The organism is Capnocytophaga leadbetteri, assembly GCF_003054025.1.
In the GTDB taxonomy this organism is placed as follows: Bacteria; Bacteroidota; Bacteroidia; order Flavobacteriales; family Flavobacteriaceae; genus Capnocytophaga; species Capnocytophaga leadbetteri.
In genome coordinates this window covers 139142-156834 of the sequence record NZ_QBKG01000003.1, presented here as the reverse complement: position 1 = coordinate 156834, position 17693 = coordinate 139142, and the positions used below count along the sequence as shown (strand labels likewise).

General features: G+C 40.4%; 14 protein-coding genes and 1 pseudogene. 4 read left to right on the top strand and 11 right to left on the bottom strand.

Annotation, left to right across the window (positions count from 1 at the left end; all coding sequences use genetic code 11):
* Positions 1-4: 4 nt before the first annotated feature.
* The 6 genes from C8P65_RS04625 to C8P65_RS04600 all read right to left on the bottom strand — a co-directional run bounded on the left by C8P65_RS04625 (position 5) and on the right by C8P65_RS04600 (position 7004).
* Positions 5-940 (bottom strand): sugar transferase, encoded by a 936-nt coding sequence (locus C8P65_RS04625; RefSeq protein WP_107781716.1) that lies wholly within the window; start codon positions 938-940, stop codon positions 5-7.
* 229 nt (positions 941-1169) lie between these two features.
* Positions 1170-3062, bottom strand: a complete 1893-nt coding sequence (locus C8P65_RS04620; protein WP_107781714.1) for a DUF4139 domain-containing protein — start codon at positions 3060-3062, stop codon at positions 1170-1172.
* Between the two features lie 8 nt (positions 3063-3070).
* A complete protein-coding gene (locus C8P65_RS04615; protein ID WP_107781712.1) occupies positions 3071-4045 on the bottom strand; it encodes a cation diffusion facilitator family transporter in 975 nt (324 codons plus the stop codon).
* Positions 4046-4055: 10 nt separating this feature from the next.
* On the bottom strand, positions 4056-5465 hold the full coding sequence (locus tag C8P65_RS04610) for an alkaline phosphatase (protein WP_107781785.1): 1410 nt from the start codon (positions 5463-5465) through the stop codon (positions 4056-4058).
* 25 nt (positions 5466-5490) lie between these two features.
* Positions 5491-6543, bottom strand: a complete 1053-nt coding sequence (thiL, locus tag C8P65_RS04605) for a thiamine-phosphate kinase (RefSeq protein ID WP_107781710.1) — start codon at positions 6541-6543, stop codon at positions 5491-5493.
* Positions 6540-7004, bottom strand: a complete 465-nt coding sequence (locus tag C8P65_RS04600) for a DinB family protein (RefSeq protein ID WP_107781708.1) — start codon at positions 7002-7004, stop codon at positions 6540-6542. Before C8P65_RS04600 ends, thiL begins: the two co-directional genes overlap by 4 nt.
* 216 nt (positions 7005-7220) lie before the next feature.
* On the opposite strand from C8P65_RS04600, the gene C8P65_RS04595 reads away from it, so the two are divergent.
* Complete coding sequence (locus C8P65_RS04595; protein ID WP_107781706.1) at positions 7221-7664, top strand: hypothetical protein; 444 nt, start codon at positions 7221-7223, stop codon at positions 7662-7664.
* Positions 7665-7671: 7 nt separating this feature from the next.
* Complete coding sequence (locus tag C8P65_RS04590; RefSeq protein WP_107781704.1) at positions 7672-8439, top strand: lysophospholipid acyltransferase family protein; 768 nt, start codon at positions 7672-7674, stop codon at positions 8437-8439.
* On the opposite strand, the gene C8P65_RS04585 is transcribed toward C8P65_RS04590, so the two are convergent.
* From C8P65_RS04585 to C8P65_RS04565, 5 genes are read right to left on the bottom strand one after another with little or no spacing between them, the layout of a single operon-like run.
* Positions 8399-8986 (bottom strand): riboflavin synthase, encoded by a 588-nt coding sequence (locus C8P65_RS04585; RefSeq protein WP_107781702.1) that lies wholly within the window; start codon positions 8984-8986, stop codon positions 8399-8401. The genes C8P65_RS04590 and C8P65_RS04585 overlap by 41 nt on opposite strands.
* A 52-nt stretch (positions 8987-9038) precedes the next feature.
* Positions 9039-9479 (bottom strand): hypothetical protein, encoded by a 441-nt coding sequence (locus C8P65_RS04580; protein WP_107781701.1) that lies wholly within the window; start codon positions 9477-9479, stop codon positions 9039-9041.
* 2 nt (positions 9480-9481) lie between these two features.
* A complete protein-coding gene (locus C8P65_RS04575) occupies positions 9482-10048 on the bottom strand; it encodes a Panacea domain-containing protein (RefSeq protein WP_009392592.1) in 567 nt (188 codons plus the stop codon).
* Between the two features lie 41 nt (positions 10049-10089).
* Positions 10090-11085: an NAD(P)H-dependent glycerol-3-phosphate dehydrogenase gene (locus C8P65_RS04570; protein ID WP_107781699.1), complete on the bottom strand. Its 996-nt coding sequence runs from the start codon at positions 11083-11085 to the stop codon at positions 10090-10092.
* A gap of 4 nt (positions 11086-11089) precedes the next feature.
* Positions 11090-11629: a DUF1599 domain-containing protein gene (locus tag C8P65_RS04565; RefSeq protein ID WP_107781697.1), complete on the bottom strand. Its 540-nt coding sequence runs from the start codon at positions 11627-11629 to the stop codon at positions 11090-11092.
* A 292-nt stretch (positions 11630-11921) separates the two neighbouring features.
* On the opposite strand from C8P65_RS04565, the gene C8P65_RS12065 reads away from it, so the two are divergent.
* Both C8P65_RS12065 and C8P65_RS12060 read left to right on the top strand, forming a co-directional pair.
* A complete protein-coding gene (locus C8P65_RS12065) occupies positions 11922-12062 on the top strand; it encodes a hypothetical protein (protein WP_170069078.1) in 141 nt (46 codons plus the stop codon).
* A 117-nt stretch (positions 12063-12179) separates the two neighbouring features.
* Positions 12180-17693, top strand: a pseudogene (locus C8P65_RS12060) (hypothetical protein); the annotation flags it as partial.

The window sequence follows — 17693 nt, the reverse complement described above, 5'->3', positions numbered from 1 at the left end:
AAAATTAGTTACTATTTAAGGTTAATATGATTTTTGCTGTTTGAAGTACTATTCTAATATCAAGAGATAATGAATAGCGTTTGATATAGTATAAATCATATTCTAATTTTTTGATATTATCTTCAGGAGTTGCTTTGGGTATGTGAATTTGTGCCCATCCTGTAACGCCAGGTTTTATCATATGTCTTAGCTTAAAGAAAGGCATTTGTTCTGCACATTTTTCTACATATTCTGGTATTTCAGGGCGAGGTCCAATGATACTCATATCACCTATGAGAACATTATATAACTGGGGCAACTCATCAATTTTTGTAAATCTGAGTATCTTCCCAATAGGGGTAATTCGAGAGTCATTAGCTTGGGTGAAACCACCATTATTAATGACCATAGTTCGTATTTTATATATTTTAAAAGGTTTCCCTTTTCTTCCTACACGTTCTTGAGAGAAGAAAGCACCTCCTTTTGAACTCAATAGAGTAAGTATTATTCCTAAGATAGTGAGAGGAAGAGCAAAAGGGAAAGCAAAAAATACAATAGCCAAATCGAAAGCACGTTTTACCAAACGATGTCTGATACGTTGTTTTATAGAGAAAATATCGTCTCCAATATATTTTTTAGCTTCTAGCTTAACTATTGGAATACGTTTATTGATAACTTCATAGAACTCTTCAGCTTCGTAGACGATTACACCTTTAGTTCTTAAGTCTATAATTTCACGAATAATATCATCTGGAAATTCTTTAATTTTAGATGTTTCTATAACGATAACACCTATTTTTAGTTTCTCGATAATAGTCGTAATGCTTCTTTTGTTAATAGAAATATCATATTTAATAATCCTATAAGATTTTGATATATGAGATTCTTCTAATAACTTCTGAAGGATTCCTCCTATATTTATAAAAAGACAAGGAGTTCTATGTGTGTTAAAGATTTTCATAGTTACTTATATGTTAAGTGAATGTTAATTTTTGTCAAAAAGAAAGTGAGCTTTTTAAAAAACGATAGTAAAAACACAAAAACAACCGTAAACCATAGGTTCTCTGAAAATAAATTAGTGATCATATCATCTTATTGTGTGTGGTATTTTCAGCAAAAGTAAGAAAAAAACTTTGAATAGCAACTATTATCTTTCTTTTGAACTCATTTTTATAGTTTTTTTAACGTTATTACTCTAACCATATTGACCTATTCTTTGGGTATTTTACTGAAAATTCTACATTAATTTCCTTCTTTTCAGTAGGTTGTAACCCAAATTCCCATTTAAGTTCTCCTGTTTCTTTATTGTACTTCCCTTCTGAACTGTTTAATACATTTACTTCTATTTCTTTGAGGGTAGGAATAGGTATTTGGTCGAGAACGGTGAGGTGTATAGGTTGCTGTTTGTTATTGCGAATCACGGTTTTATATAGGCGAACATCCTCTTTCTTGCTGCCCATAAACTGGCGAGAGGCAAATTGTTTTACCTTTTCGCGAGTTACTGATACTTTCTTGTCTTGCCCTAAAGAGAGTTTCAGGGTGTCAGCGGTTTGGGTGGGTTGTATATTAGTTTTTCCTACAAAAGTATCTTCAAAAAAGATGTTAGCTTCTCCTTCTAATAGGTTGTACTGTTGCCAGTTGGTCACATAACCTATTAAATAGGCCGTTTGCTTTACTTTTGGCACTACGTAGTAGTTATAATCAGCAGGTACTTGTATTGATTTCATATCTACTGAATATACTTGATTGTCAGATTTTACGGTGTAAGGGGTAGCTATTTCAAACTGTACATTAGTTTGGATGTCAGCTGCTTTTACAGGGATGAGGTCAGCTTCAGGGCTACTGCCACTTCTCATTTTAGCAGCACTATGACCACTGAGGCTACCTGTTACGCTACTCTTTCTTTTATTACCATAGCCTACTACCACTACTTCCTCTAACTGTTGAGATTCATCTTTTAACCTTACAGTCATTGTTTTTTGTGGAGATAAGGTGGCTGTTTGATAACCGAGATATGATATTTCGAGCATTCTATCTTCATAATTAGTCATATTCAGCTGAAAATTACCGTCAAAATCAGTAGAAGTGCCTATGGCAGTGCCTTTTATTAGTACACTAGCACCAGGCAGGGGCTCTCCTTTTTCGTCTACCACTACTCCTTGTATATTTTTATTGCCTAACCCTATTCTCATTTTAGGTTTTTTAGCGAAATTAGGGTCTATCGTATTGTAATTTAGGAAGTAAGTCTGTAGGGTAGGGGCTTCACCCGAGATATTAGGGTCAGCAGATGAGAAGGTAAGCTTCACTTGGTTCCATTCTTCTTTAGTATCTTGCTGTACATTAGCTTTGTAGATGAGATTGATAGGCTGACTAATGTCAGTGGCTCTGAGGTCGTATGAGGGTGTCCAGCGGGCATTATCAACTATGTACTGTAGCTCTAGCGGATAGTTCTTAGCACTTTCGGCATTTACTTTCACATATATTTCTCCTTTTTCAGTGTTGGTTTTGCCTATAACGGTGCGTTTCTGATTCTCTAATTTTTTGAGCTGAGCATTTAAATCTTCTAATTTTGCTATTCGGTTGTTAGCATCAAACTTTAGCTCTGTTAGTCGTTTGTGATAGTAATCGGCTATTTGCTGTAAGTTTGCCAATTGTATAGGAGCATTTTTACCGCTTAGCTCTTTGTTCCTTTGCAATAGGTCGATGTTATCCCTGATAATTTCTAAGTGGGTTTGCTCTGTTTCTATCTGCTTTTTCAGCTGTTCTATTTCTTTGTCAAGAGTTTCTACCTCTGCAGAAGGCTTTAACTTGTCTAAAAAGTTGATTTTATGGCTTACAGAAAGGATGGTTATCCCTTTTACAGCTTTTACATTTACACTTTCAGGAGCTATATAAGGAGATAAGTCGGTGAATTTGAGTTCGCTCACCCCTTTAGGTAGCATAATGGTCTTTTTGCGCGTAATTTGTGCTCCGTTAGTAAAAACGGTTACCGCATCAACAGTGGTTTTAATTTCTTTAGGGGCTTCTTGCGCACTGAGTAGAGTGCTAAGGGCTAAGCCCGATAAAAACAATATCTTTTTCATTTTATGTATTAATTGTTAATTCTGTGTTTGGATATGCCTCCTATATTTTCTTTGTTCCACACTATTGTTTTTACAAAGGGCTTGCGCCTGTTGGGGCAGTCTATGCTACATAGTTCGCACGAAAAGTCTTTGCAGTAATCTAAGTGAAAATTAAACTCTATAGAGCGATCTACTTTTTCTGCTAATAGGTGTATTACCTTTTCCATTTCTTGGTGTGCCTGCTGTAGGGGGTAGTAATACGGCAGAGTGATATGGGCATCAATGTGTAGATGCGCTCCAAACTGCTGTATGCGCATATTGTGTATGTCAATCCACTCGATATGTCGGTAGGTTTGGAGTATTTCCACTACGTTGGCAAAGAGGGCTTCATTGCGCTCGTCCATAATACCACTGAGGGCTTTGCGCACTATCTTCCAGCCTATTACTATAATGTAACTACCAAAACCGATGGCAATTAAAGGGTCGAGCCATCGCCAGCCGGTAAAATGCACCAATAGTAAGCTCAATACAATAGCTGAGGTGGCATAAGTATCAGACTGCAAGTGCTTGCCTGCGCTCATCAGTACTAAAGAGTTTTCTTTCTTCCCTTTTTGGTAGGAAATATACCCCATAGCGTAATTGACTATGGCAGTCGACCCAAAAAGGGCAATCCCCCAATCTAATTTGTCGAGATGTATTCCTTTTATAAGTGATGAAAAGGCTTCGATAAGGATAAGTATCCCCGCAATAGCAATGAGCATTCCCTCAATACTTGCAGTTACAAACTCTACCTTGCCGTGCCCATAAGGGTGGTCGGTATCGCGTGGCTTATTGCATAAATAGAGGGAGTACAACCCCATAAATGCGGCAATAATATTCACGATGCTCTCCATTGCGTCTGAAAAGATAGCGTTAGAATTGGTGATGCGCCACGCTATCAATTTCACGATGAAGAGTATTATCCCTACAAAAGTAACGAGCTTCTGAAACTGAAACGTCTTCATTTGTTACTCACTAAAGACTGACTTCGGCTACTTCTAACAAGAATTTGTGCATATCGGTATTGCGCATAAAAGGCTTTAACTTTTCACTTCCAGGTCCGTACATTCCTAATTCGGTATAGTCTGACGAGTGGTCCATACTAATCCAGCCTACTGAGGTATGTGCTTTTTGAATTTCGGCAAAAAGTCGATAAGGCAGGTGTTTATAGTTGTAAAGTCCGTCTTCTTTTCTTTCTGTCTTGGCGTAATAAGCTAATAGCTCTTTTGCCTGATCTTCATTGATATTCATTCCGCCACAATGCTGAGCGATATGTTCTCTTACCTTGTCTATAGAGTCGTTAGGGTTGATTTGTTGCAATATCCAGTCGTTAGAATGGGTGAAGTTTTGCAATCTATCAAAATTGTTATTGCACTCTTTGCCATAGATAAGCCCTGGGTTAGCATTGCCGTGGTCTGAGGTGATAACTACAAGGGTGTTGCCATCGGCTTTAGCAAACTCTAAGGCTACTTTCACTGCCTCGTCAAAAGCTACTTGGTCATAGAGCAATGCCCCTATATCGTTGCCGTGCGCTGCCCAGTCTACTTTTCCTCCTTCTACTTGTATCACAAAGCCGTTAGGGTGACTTTTTAGCTGCTCAATAGCCTTAGTTGTCATCTCGGCAAGTGTAGGGATAGCTGCTTGGTCTTCACTACTTTGGGCGCGGTCGATAGAGTAGGGTAGGGCTTCCTCAGCAAACATACCGTATAAGGGTTTGTTAGTTGGGGCTTTTAGCATCTCATTGCGGGTGCGAGCTACTGTATAACCTTTTTTCTTCAAAGTGTCAAAAAGATCTTTTTTATCTTTGCGATGGGCAGGGTCGAAATATTTGCTACCGCCCCCCAGCATCACATCAAAACCTAATTCGGTGTAGTTGAGGGCAATTTCGTCCATTGCATTGCGACTCTTGCTCCACGTACAGAAACCTGCCGGAGTAGCGTGGTTAATCATCACGGTCGTTATACAACCTACTTTCTTGCCTGCTTTTTTAAACTTTTGCAAGATAGGCATATTCTCTTTGCCATTAGGGCTTATATTTAGACTGCCGTTGTTCACGCGTACGCCTCCTCCCCACGAAGAACTTGCTGCTGATGAGTCGGTTACTACCGAGCTTGCAGAGGCCATATCCATTAGCGCGCGCTGCCCCAGATTGCTTTCGTATAAATCCATCCAGCTTGAAGGGCGACCGTATTTGCGTTTTAGGTATAAGTCAGCCATTACCATAGTGCCGGTGCTCATCCCATCACTCACCAAAAAAATGATGTTCTTAGTACGTTTGCCTCTGTTGGCTTCACCAAGTGTTTGGGCTTGTAAATCAAAAGAAGGGAGTACTAACCCTCCTAATGCAGCTAATGTTCCGTTTCTAAAAAATGCTCTTCTTTTCATCGTGTATTTTTTCTTTAAATTTATATTAATTGTCATTAGTTAAAGCATTCCACCCTCTTGCAATGATAGGGATAGACTGCCCTGAGCGGGTGATGAGGTTTACTCCTTCGCTCTTATCGGTGATGTAACCAATTACGCTAAAGTGCGGATTGCCTTTTATCTTGTCGTAATCGGCTTGCTTTATGGTGAAAAGCAATTCGTAGTCCTCACCGCCACTTAGCGCAATAGTGGTACTGTCTAAATTAAACTCCTCACAGGTGCTTATCACTTGTGGGTCGAGAGGGATTTTGTCTTCATACAGCCTGCAACCTACCTCTGATTGGGTGCAAATATGCAGTATTTCAGACGACAGTCCGTCGCTTACGTCCATCATAGCAGTAGGCTTTACGCCTAACTTTTTTAGCAATGGCGGAATGTCTTTTCGGGCTTCGGGTTTGAGCTGCCGCTCTAAGATGTACGAATACATCTCTATATCGGGCTGCGAGTTCGGATTTACCTGAAAGACCGCTTTCTCGCGCTCTAATATCTGCAAGCCCATATAAGCCCCTCCTATATCGCCTGTTAGCACGATAAGGTCGTTTTCTTTAGCACCATTGCGGAACACGAGGTCTTGTTCATCTGCTTCGCCTATAGCAGTAACCGAGATGATGAGTCCGCGTGTAGAAGAAGTGGTATCGCCTCCTACCAAATCTACCTCATAACGCTTACAAGCTAGGTGTATACCTGCATAGAGCTCTTCTAAAGCTTCTAACGGAAAGCGGTTAGAAACAGCTATCGAAACGGTGATTTGGGTAGCACGAGCATTCATCGCGTAGATGTCCGATACATTTACGCTTACAGCCTTGTAGCCCAAATGTTTCAGCGGTACATAGCTGAGGTCGAAATGGACGCCCTCGATGAGCAAATCGGTTGAGATGACCGCTTTTTTATCCTTAAAATTGATTACAGCAGCATCATCGCCTACACCTTTGAGGGTAGAAGGCTGCTTTGCCTCAAAACCTGCTGTTAGGCGGTCTATAAGTCCGAATTCTCCCAAATCGCTTAGCTGGGTGCGGTGGGGTGTTTTGTCTTCTATCATTTAGCAAAATAGTTTAAAGCAATCACTACCCCAAGGTGCATTCCCTCGTGGGTATTGTTGAAATGGATAGCATCTTCTATACAAGTCAGCGCATAGCCGTAGCTGGTGGTGTAAGGAGTAAAGTTTGCAAATACGCCTTGCTCATAGTCGGCTTGTAGCTGCTTTTGGGTGCTGATAAGCAGTGCGCGCAGCTCTTGTATTTCGTTAGCAGTGGGTACGTGCCCGTCAGGGAAAGTACCTTTTTTGTAAGTTTCTATAAAAGCCTCAGGTACTACGGGTTTCACCCCAGAGAGTTTGTAGCACAATATCTGCTGTGTAGCTACGCAATGGGCGATATTCCACCAGATGCTATTGTGGAAACCTGCTGGTATTTGTGCCAATTTTTCAGGCGTTACATTTTCTAAATAGGTTAGTAGGTTGTTGCGGGTTGCCACGTGTAGGGCAAATACTTGTTCTTTCATATATTGGTTCTTAGTGTTTAGTCTTTAGTCGCTAGTCTTTAGTCGCTAGATGGTGTTAGTCTTTAGTCTTTAGTCGCTAGAATAGAGTCGCTTTCTAACGACTAGCGACTAATCACTAACGACTAAAATCAGAGGCAAAAGTACGAAAAATACTTGAAGATACCGCATAAAATAAAAAAGATTTGTATTTTTGCGCTCAATTTTATAAAAAACGTTATGTATCAATTAATTAAAGAAGTGCACTCGCTGAGTGCTTACATAGTGCTAGTGGTACTATTTTTGTCTACAACCAATGCACTTATTGGCTATTTCACTAAAAAAGAAACTTATCAGGTGAAAGACCTACGCTTAGGGTTGTTTGCTCTTATTTTTGCCCATATACAGCTGCTATTAGGCTTACTGCTCTATGTGCTTACGCCGCTTTTGGCATCGTGGCAAGAGGGCAAGATGGTAATGAAAACCAGTCTGTTGCGTCTTTTGCTTTTGGAACACCCTCTAATAATGATTACTGCAGTAGTGCTTATTACTATTGGCTGGTCAAAACACAAAAAGCAAGATACACCTCGTGCTAAGTTCGCCAAAATAGCTCTTTTCTACGGTATTGCTTTGGTGTTGGTGCTCTCGCGTCTTCCTTGGAAATTGTGGTGGGGACTAATATAATGAAGAAATGAAAGTACTTAAATACTTTTTTTGGATAATATGGAAAAGCTGGTTCTATGTAGTAGTAACCAGCTTGATTCTTTTACTACTGCCACTACTCTTGGTGCTTACCGCTCGTCAGCGTTGGTATCCGGCACTCTATTGGGTAGCGCGACAGCTATGGGCTACCCCTATCCTCTACGCTATGGGCTTTTACCCCAGACTCAGGAGGGCATTTGCCGTAACTAACGACCATCATAGCTATATGCTCGTGGCTAACCACTACAGTATGATGGATATTATGCTGATGCTTTATTGCAGCAAAAATCCGTTTGTGTTTGTAGGCAAAAAGGAATTGGCTAAACTACCTCTGTTTGGGTATTTCTACAAACGCGCGGCTATATTAGTAGACCGCAAAAATCCGCAGAGTAGGCGTGAGGTATATAAACACGCTCTACAGCGCATACAAAGCGGATTGAGTATCTGCATCTTCCCCGAAGGAGGTGTGCCTGATGATGAGAGTATAGTACTTGATAACTTCAAAGACGGAGCTTTTCGCATCGCTATTCAGTGCCAGATACCTATAGTGCCTATGGTGCTGTACGATACTAAAAAGCGTTTCCCGTTTCGTTTCTTTGCCGGTAGTACAGGGCGAATGCGCGTAGATATACTGCCACCTATTTCTACCGAAGGTAAAACTCTTGATGATAAAGATGCGCTACGCGAAGAGGTGCGCAGCCTTATACTACAACGACTTACCGCTGCTGTACCAAGCGCGCTACATACTTCCCGATAACATCGAATTCTAAATTTACGACACTGCCTACAGCTAAGCGGTGCAAATTGGTATGTGCTAAAGTGTAGGGGATAACCGCTACCGAAAAACCATCGCGAGTGGCATCTACCACTGTTAGGCTTACCCCATTAACGGTTACTGACCCTTTTTCTATCACTACATTGCCAGTCGAGGGGTCGTAAGCAAAGCTAAAACGCTTGCTGCCACCTTCTTCTTTTATGGCAGTACAAGTAGCGGTCTGGTCGATGTGACCTTGCACTATATGTCCGTCTAAGCGCGTGTTTAGCAGCATACCGCGTTCTAAATTTACAATATCGCCTGCTTGCAGACTTCCTAAGTGGGTTTTGGCTAAAGTCTCGGCTATGGCTGTCACTTGGTACACATCGTCGTCAATAGCTACCACCGTTAGGCACACGCCATTGTGTGCCACACTCTGGTCAATCTTCAGTTCTTTAGTAAAAGTACACTTTACGAAAAGATGCAGATTAGCACCCTCGCGCACTACGCGTACTACCTCGCCTATTTCTTCTATAATTCCTGTAAACATAAAATTAATTAGTAAATTAGCAAATTAGCAAATTAGCAAATCGGCTAATTGATTATAGTATTTTTTTGTATTTTCTCTTTACTGATTTCGAGCTTTTTAAGCATTCAATAAGATCGTTAAATAATGATATTTTCATTTGTCCCCATATCTGGTAATCAGAGGCTTCATAAGGGTAAAGTTCTGTTAATGTATCTATAGAGTACTCATCTAATAGATGTCCGTATAAATAAGTAGAAACACTGAAACATTTTCCGTCTTCTGTGATTTTAGTAGAAGGAGAGAGTACAAAACAATTGAGGTTACTACTTTCGCATTCTATACAACCTTGTTCAATTACCAATTTCTCAGGGATATAATCTTTACTAGTAGGTAAAGAAGCAAGAATACTTTTGTTATCAATATTTTTTAGTACTACAAAATATTTGTTCTTAGCTGTATTCCCATTTTTAAAGTAAAAAGGAGTGAAATATATAATGGTTCTTTCTGTAAACATTTTTAAAACTGTTCGATATAATCTTCATAAATAGCTTTTTTGCGTGGGTCATTGGCTACTAAATCGGCTAAATTAAGATAAAGGTTGGTACTGTTTATGGTTTCATTTTCTAAAAGGTTTAACACCTTATTTTCTTTGGCAGTCTTATTCCATAAAGACTCTTCGTTATGTGTATAAGCAACTAATTCTTTGGCTGTTTTATTGCCAAAGCTCTTAATAACTTCGTCTAATAATTCTATGTCATTATCTGAAAATTCATCATCTTTAAAGGCTTTTTTAGCTGATAAATGTCCTTTTTGATTACTTTTTATAAATGGAGCTAAAAGGCTCATTTCTGATGATAAATCAATAAAAATAGGTTCGGCTACAGGACCAAATTTCCATACTTTATAATCTAAATTTAAGAATGGAATTCCTGATTGCTTAATAGAAAGCTCATCTAAAATATACAGTAATTTTAGAAACTTTGTTTTTGACAAATTCGGTATTCTTTCACTCAAATAAATAGCGGTATTCCCTATTTTATTGAGTTGAGCTTCATTGTATTGTGTGTAAGTATTGTTCTTCATATTCTTTAATTGGCAAATTAGCAAATCGGCAAATTGACAAATTAATCGAGTTCTGCTGTGAGTTCAGCAAATACGGCTTTGGCTCTTTTGCCTTCGTATAGCACCTTATACACGGCATCGAGTATAGGGGTACGACTGGGGTTTTCTTGGTTTTTGTTGATAAGGTAAGCACTCTTAGTGGCGTAATACCCCTCGGCTACCATATTCATCTCGGCCATTGTGCTCTTCACGGTGTAACCTTTGCCTATCATCGTACCAAACATACGATTGCGGCTGAAAAGTGAGTACGAGGTCACTAATAGGTCGCCTAAGTAAGCCGAGTTGTTGATATTGCGCTTTATCTTGTAAATGTGCTTGATGTAGCGACGCATCTCGCGAATGGCATTGCTCATCAGCACACTCTGGAAGTTGTCGCCATAGCCTAATCCGTGGGCTATACCCGCTGCTAAGGCATAGATATTCTTTAGCATCGCAGCATACTCTATGCCAATAACGTCGTCTGATATTTTCGTCTTTACATAATGGCGACTCATCGCCTCAGCCATAAAGCGCGCTTTCTCCTCGTCGAGGCAGGCAATAGTGAGGTATGACAACCGCTCAAGGGCTACCTCTTCGGCGTGACAAGGGCCTGCTATAATGCCTATCTGGGCATAGGGTACGTGGTGTATTTTGTTGAAATACTCGCCTACTATCAGTCCGCTTTTAGGTTCGATGCCTTTGATAGCTGAAAAGATAGTTTTATCGGTCAGCGGTAGGGTGAGTTTGCTTAACTCATCGCTTAAGAAAGCCGAAGGGATACAAAAAATGATGTAATCGCTAAAAGCTACTGCCTCATCAAGGTGGCTGGTGAGGTGTAGTTTATTGATGTTTAGGTGTACATCGCTTAAGTAATTAGGGTTGTGCTTGGTAGCTTTGATGTGCTCGATGGACTGCTCATTGCGCATATACCAGCACACTTGGTCGATATTGGCGGTAAGGATCTTAACAAGGGCAGTAGCCCAACTACCTCCGCCTATTACAGATATTTTGGTTTCCATTATGTTAGGTATTAGTTGTCAGATGGATAAGGGAAAAAACGGCATAATTGACCATATCTTGGTAGTTAGCCTCTATCCCCTCACTTACGAGGGTTTTGCCTTGGTTGTCTTCTATTTGCTTGACGCGTAGGAGTTTCTGTAGGATAAGGTCGGTGAGGGAACTTACGCGCATATCGCGCCACGCCTCGCCATAGTCGTGGTTTTTGGCTTCCATTAGGCTGCGGGCTTCCATTACTTTCCGGTCGTATAGGGCAGTTGCTTCCTCAAGGGTTAGGTCAGGTTGTGCCGCTATACCTTTTTCTATTTGAATGAGTGCCATTAGGGCATAGTTGATAATGCCGATAAACTCAGCCGTTTCGTCTTCGTCTATTTTGTGTTCAGTATTTTCTTGCAACCCGCGTATGCGCTGGGCTTTGATATAGAGCTGGTCGGTAAGCGAAGGCAAGCGCAAGATACGCCACGCACTGCCGTAGTCCTTCATCTTATTGATAAAAAGTGAGCGACATCTGTCGATTACCGAGTTATATTGGTCTATGGTGTTCATTTCTTTTTATTGAATTTAATGCAAAGGTAGTAATTAATTAGCAAACAAGCAAATTTGTCAATTTGTCAATTTGCTAATTTGCCGATGAGGCGATTTGAGAGGGCTGGGAAGGCTGGGAGGTTTGAGACGAGTGGGACGAGTGAGACAGGTGGGAGGGCGAGCAGAAAGGGCGTTTGTAAGATGTTTATTCTTCGCTAATTGTTCGCTAATCCTTCGCTTAACGTTCGGTGAGAGGCTATGTGATCTGGTTTTAATTACTTCGCAAAGGTAGGGATAATTTGTTAATTTGTTGATGGGAGGTTTGAGAGGGCTGGGAAGGCTGGGAGGTTTGGGACGAGTGGGACAGGTGGGACGAGTGGGACAGGTGGGACGAGTGGGACAGGTGGGCATAAAGAATGTTTTAGAAAAGAACGTAAATTTACTAAAGAAATGAAAGGGTGATTTTTTTTGGTGAAAAATTTCTCATTTCAAAAAAAGGTTGTATATTTGCCTGCTCAAAGTGAGTAGTAATTTTATTTTAAGAACCATAAGTAAAACAATAGAAAAGACAATGAAAAAGATTGTAACAATGCAGTTATTGCCTTTATGGCTATTGGCGATTTTCTTATTTGCTTCGAAGCCCGTTGGCGCTCAGAGTTATACATATTCTGAAGCTACGCCCAAAGTAGGAATTATCAAGCAGATAGGTTGTGGCACAGGTAATAAGGCTGATAAAGCCCAAATACAGGTGATACACGACGGAGTAGGCTATAGCTATAATTTTGGAGCTAATGCGACAGACATTAGCAATAATACGGCTTGGGTGCCTGCGGGGGCTCGAACGATAGTGGTAAGTAAAGGGGGGACACCCTATAACTTACCTATCACAGTGCCTGCAAAGGTTACCCCTAGTTTTACACCTACTATTACGTATAATTGTAATGGTACAGCTGATGTACGTCTTACCAATAACCAAGGTACGTATAATTACACCTATACGTATGGAGGCAGTACCCATAATAGTCCTTATTTTAGGGGCTTAGCGGTAGGACAACATACTATAACGGTGAAATACACCGCTACAACTACTACACGAGATATTGTTTTCTATGATGATTTCGGAGTAAAGCCTACAGGAGGCGATAAAGCGGTACGCAGCAAGTATGCTATTTCTACTATGAACTTTGCTCCTCTGAACAACACACAGGTGAAGCCTGATGGTACTGTTTTAACAGGAAAAAATTTAACTAATGACGCTTGTTATACTGTAGCGACTAAAGCCGATGCAGATACTGAAGGTAGTACTGGTACTTGGCTTTACCCTAATGATAAAGACGGAAATGCTAACGGGCGTTATTTGTATTATGATGCTCATACAGCAGATCAGAATTTGTACACCCGAAAAGCAAAAGTAACACCTAATACTCCTATTAATTTTTCGGCTTACCTTTTCAATACAGTAAAAACCTCTTTTAATGCTGCTTATAAAGTAAGGGTTACCCTTGATATTTATGCTACAGAAGCAGATGCTAAGGCACGCACTAATCGTCTTTTTACTTCGTACGCTTATGATGTCCCTACAGCAGGTACAAACCCTAATGAATGGCACCCGATGAATGTTACAGCCAATATAGGAGGAGGTTATTCAGAATTGGTATTCGTAGTAAGAATGTATGGTACTTCAGGAGGAGGACTTGGTAATGATATAGCTCTTGATAACATATTGGTTACACAGCCTACTACAACTTGTGAACAAACAGTTGCAGTGCCTGTAAATATAACAGGCAACGCTTACTCTACTACTGTAACCTATAACTGTGCTGCCAATGATGCGACTGTGGTAGTAACACCTTCTGTTACTACAGGCTATACTTATACTTATAAATTGGACAACGGGGTAGCAGGTAGTGTTAATACCTTTAATAACGTAGCGGTGGGGGTACATACTCTAACCGTTACCTCAAGGTATACTGGAGCTACAGTTAAGGAGATTTTTAAAGAAGATTTTGGTTCGGGAGCTCCATACTCATTACCTGAAACGGTAGTACCTAAGGACTTTGTGTGTAAAGATGTGCTTTATGGTTTTCCAGCTGACATACTTCCGGAAGGGCATTATCAGGTAGCTAACCGTGAAAACCTTACCAAGAATACTGGATGGAGTTGGGTTAATCCTAAAGACCATACTAATAGTGGGGATTCAAAAGGGCGTTATTTAGCCTTTAACTATGGGGCTAATGGAGGTAAAGTTTTCTACCAACAAGATATTAAGGTAGAAGCTAATAAGCCTGTAACGGTAAAATATTATTTGTATAGCCTTAATACAGGAGGAACCCCACCAACAATAAAGGCAGTTTTAGTTAATAAAGCTAATAGTGCTGTTATTTATACATCGACTCCGTATAATGTTCCTGCTAACACGAGTGACACAGACTGGAAAGAAGTTACTTTTACTTTTACTCCAAATGTTAGCGACTTGCAGCTAAGACTTATTAATGATAATAACAATGTAAGTGCTAATGACTTTGTTATTGACGATATACTGGTAACGCAGGCTTATGAGACTTGTACTAGCACCATTACCGCTACAGTAGCGCCTAAGGTAACGCAAGCCTTTGCGGGAGTTACTAAGCTAATAGGTTGTGGTACAGGGGCTAGTACAAACAAAGCTGAGGTAACCATAGCTAATGTACAAGGAGGTACAGCTTATGAATATAATTTTGATGGTACTTGGACAACAACTAATATAGGTTGGTTACCGGCAGGCACGCATACAGTTTCGGTACGTGCAGCAGGTACAGGCAATAGCTGCCAATACGATATGAGTGTAACAGTACCTGCAGCTTTGGCTCAGCCTACTATTAAAACAGAGGTATTTTATGCTTGCGATGGTAAGGCTATCTTAAATGTAGGAGTAGAAAACCCAGACCCTGAACTTACTTATATGTACAGTTTGGATGGTGCTGCTTATACAACTACTTATCTATATACTAATATATCGACAGGGACTCATACGGTTAGTGTACAATATGAGTATAGAAATGCTCCTTCGCCAGTGATGCTATTGAAAGAGACTTTTGGTAGTGGGCCAAGAACAAGTTTACCAGCAACAACAACACCGATGCCTTTTGGATTAGGAGTGGGAGCTTATGAAGTAACTAATCCTACTCAATATAATGCTACTTATACTCCTATGGCAGGTGGTGCTGGATATGGAAAAAGTATGTTGTCATTAACTTGCGCTCCAAATCATGTATGGGTACCTGTTCCTGATCATACTTCAGGAGGTACAGATACACAAGGACGCTTCTTCTTAACAAATGCGCAAGCAGTTCTTTCTGATGGTGATGTGTTCTATAAAAAGAAAGTTACAGGAATAGCTCCTAATTCTGAAATAAAATGGGAGTTCTTTATTTTGAACTTATTCCGTGAAGATGAAAAAATGGGAGGTTCTCAAAATGCGATTAAGCCTAATATTCGCGTAGTATTAGTAGCAAATGATAATACTGTGATAGCTTCTAAAAATACAGGAGAAGTACCTAACTCTATCTGTGGTGCAGGGCTTAATAACTGGCATAAATATGAAGGAACATTTAACTCAGGTACTCACACCGAATTTACTATTGAATTCCGTTCTAACGGTTCATCTTCACATGCTTGGGGAAATGATTTCTGTATAGATGATATCACTGTATACCAAGTACCAAAGGCTTGCGGTCAGGTAGTAAGTACTACACAAATAGTAACAGCTAATAGTCAAGATATACCTGCCTTTACAGTAAGTAAGACTTATGACTGTGCAACAGGTAAAGGAGTTCTAACCGTAACGCCAACAGCTACTACAGGCTTTACTTATACTTATACTTTGGGTAGTACTACCTATACAAGTACTACCGCTACCTTTACAGGTTTAAATTTAGAGCAAACCTATACTGTAACAGTGAATTACCAAGCGGTAAGCAACACGGTTACCTTGCTGAATGAAGATTTTGGTGTAGGAACAACAGCTACCGATGCAGTGAAGAGCCCATATATAGGAGAAGATTGGTATTTCAATAAGAATACAACAGAATCTTATAGTACCTCTAATGGTAAAGGACAATCTAAAGTACACCCTGCTAATAAGTACTTAGATAATCAAGAGTATACTATTGCGCCAGAATTTATCTTGAATTCTAACTCAAATGACTGGATGAAACCAGTAGATAAATCAGGGAATGCCAATGGTAGGAAACTCTTTGTAGATGGTCATGCAACACTTACTACTGAAGCAAATCTTTACTTGCGTGAAATAGGAGTATTGCCTAATCAACCATTAACTTTTACAACAGACTTTTTCAATGTTATTTCACTAGCTAAAACAGCTCTTGCAAATAATCCTATTGTACAACCACAAGTACGTTTGCAATTGTATGAAAGCGAAAAAGCTTTTAAAGATGGCAATGCACCTTTGAAACAAACTAATATTTATCATGTACCTGCAGGTAGTACTGCTACAGTAGCTGATTGGAAAACACAAACCCTTACACTTAGCAGTACTGAAGTAGGTAATCGCACTAAATTGTTTGCAGTTATAAAAATGTATAATTTGCAACATAGCGGTCATGATTTGGCAGTAGATAATATTGTTATTACTCAAAAGCTATCGGCTTGTGCTACTACAGTAACCGCTACTCTTACTAAGGCAGATGTAGCGACACCAACGCTTACGCTACCTGCTAACTTAACAGTAGTATGTAGTGCGCCAACGGCTTCGGCTACTATCAGCAGCTGGATAGCTTCGGCTACCACTACAAGTACTTGTGGTACAGCTACTGTAACGCATAACTATAGTTATCCGTCTAACCTATGTAATGTAAGCGGTAATGCGGTGAGTGTTACTTTCACTACGACAGATGCTTTTGGTAATGTAACTACCGGTACTAGAGTGATTACTTTTGGTACTATGACCCTTACAGTTACGCCAACAGCGCTTAGTGTACCTAACGGAGCTACAGGAGGTACCACCAGCAGTGTAGTGCCTAATATCACTTTAGGCGGTGTGGCAAGTCCAAGTACCAACTCAGTAACGATAACCTTTAGCGGTCTACCAACAGGGGTAACCACTAATACTAACGGTCAGCTTGTAATACCAGCAGGCACTCCAGCGGGTACTCATACTATTACTTATAGAGTATGCGAAACCGCAGGTCATAACAATTGCAAGACAGTAACTACTACTTTGGTAATAGGCGCAGCAACCCCTACTGTAAGTACAGAAACCTTTACAGCGAGCACTACTACAGCAACAGTAGTACCAGGTGTGATAGGTAATATACTTACTAATGCAACAGTAGGCACTCAATCGGCTACAGTAGGAGTAGGCGGTAATGTAACTATTACGCTTACCCATACGCCAACAACGCCAAACGCACCGGTATTAGACCCATCGACAGGTAATGTAAGAGTAAGTGGTAATACCCCTCCGGGAGTTTATACTATTACTTATAACCTATGTAGTGCAGTAAGTACTTGTGTGCCAGGTGTAGCAACAGTAACAGTGCCACAGCTTAAACCATATGTACCTAATACGACTATCACGCATAGTGGTACGACTACTACGACTCGTAATATATTAGATGGCGCTACAGTAAATGGCGGCACTCAATCGGCAACGGTAGGAGTGGGCGGAACAGTATCGATTACTAATGTAACGAACCCAACGCCACAAACACCAGGAGCCCCAGTGCCAACGCTTAATCCATCGACAGGTATAGTAACAGTACCACCGACAACGCCAAGTGGCACTTATACTATCAGCTATACAGTATGTACAACCGCTACTCCTACTAACTGCACTACAGGAGTGACAACAGTAGTAGTAGGTAATGTAACTCCGACAGTAGTACCAGATGGCTTTACAGCAAGCACTACTACAGCTACAGTAGTACCAGGAGTTGTTGGTAATGTACTTACTAACGATAGGGTAGGTACTCAGTCGGCTACAGTAGGTGTAGGCGGTAATGTAACTATCAATGTAACCCATACGCCTACAACGCCAAACGCACCGGTATTAGACCCATCGACAGGAAATGTAACGGTAGGTGGT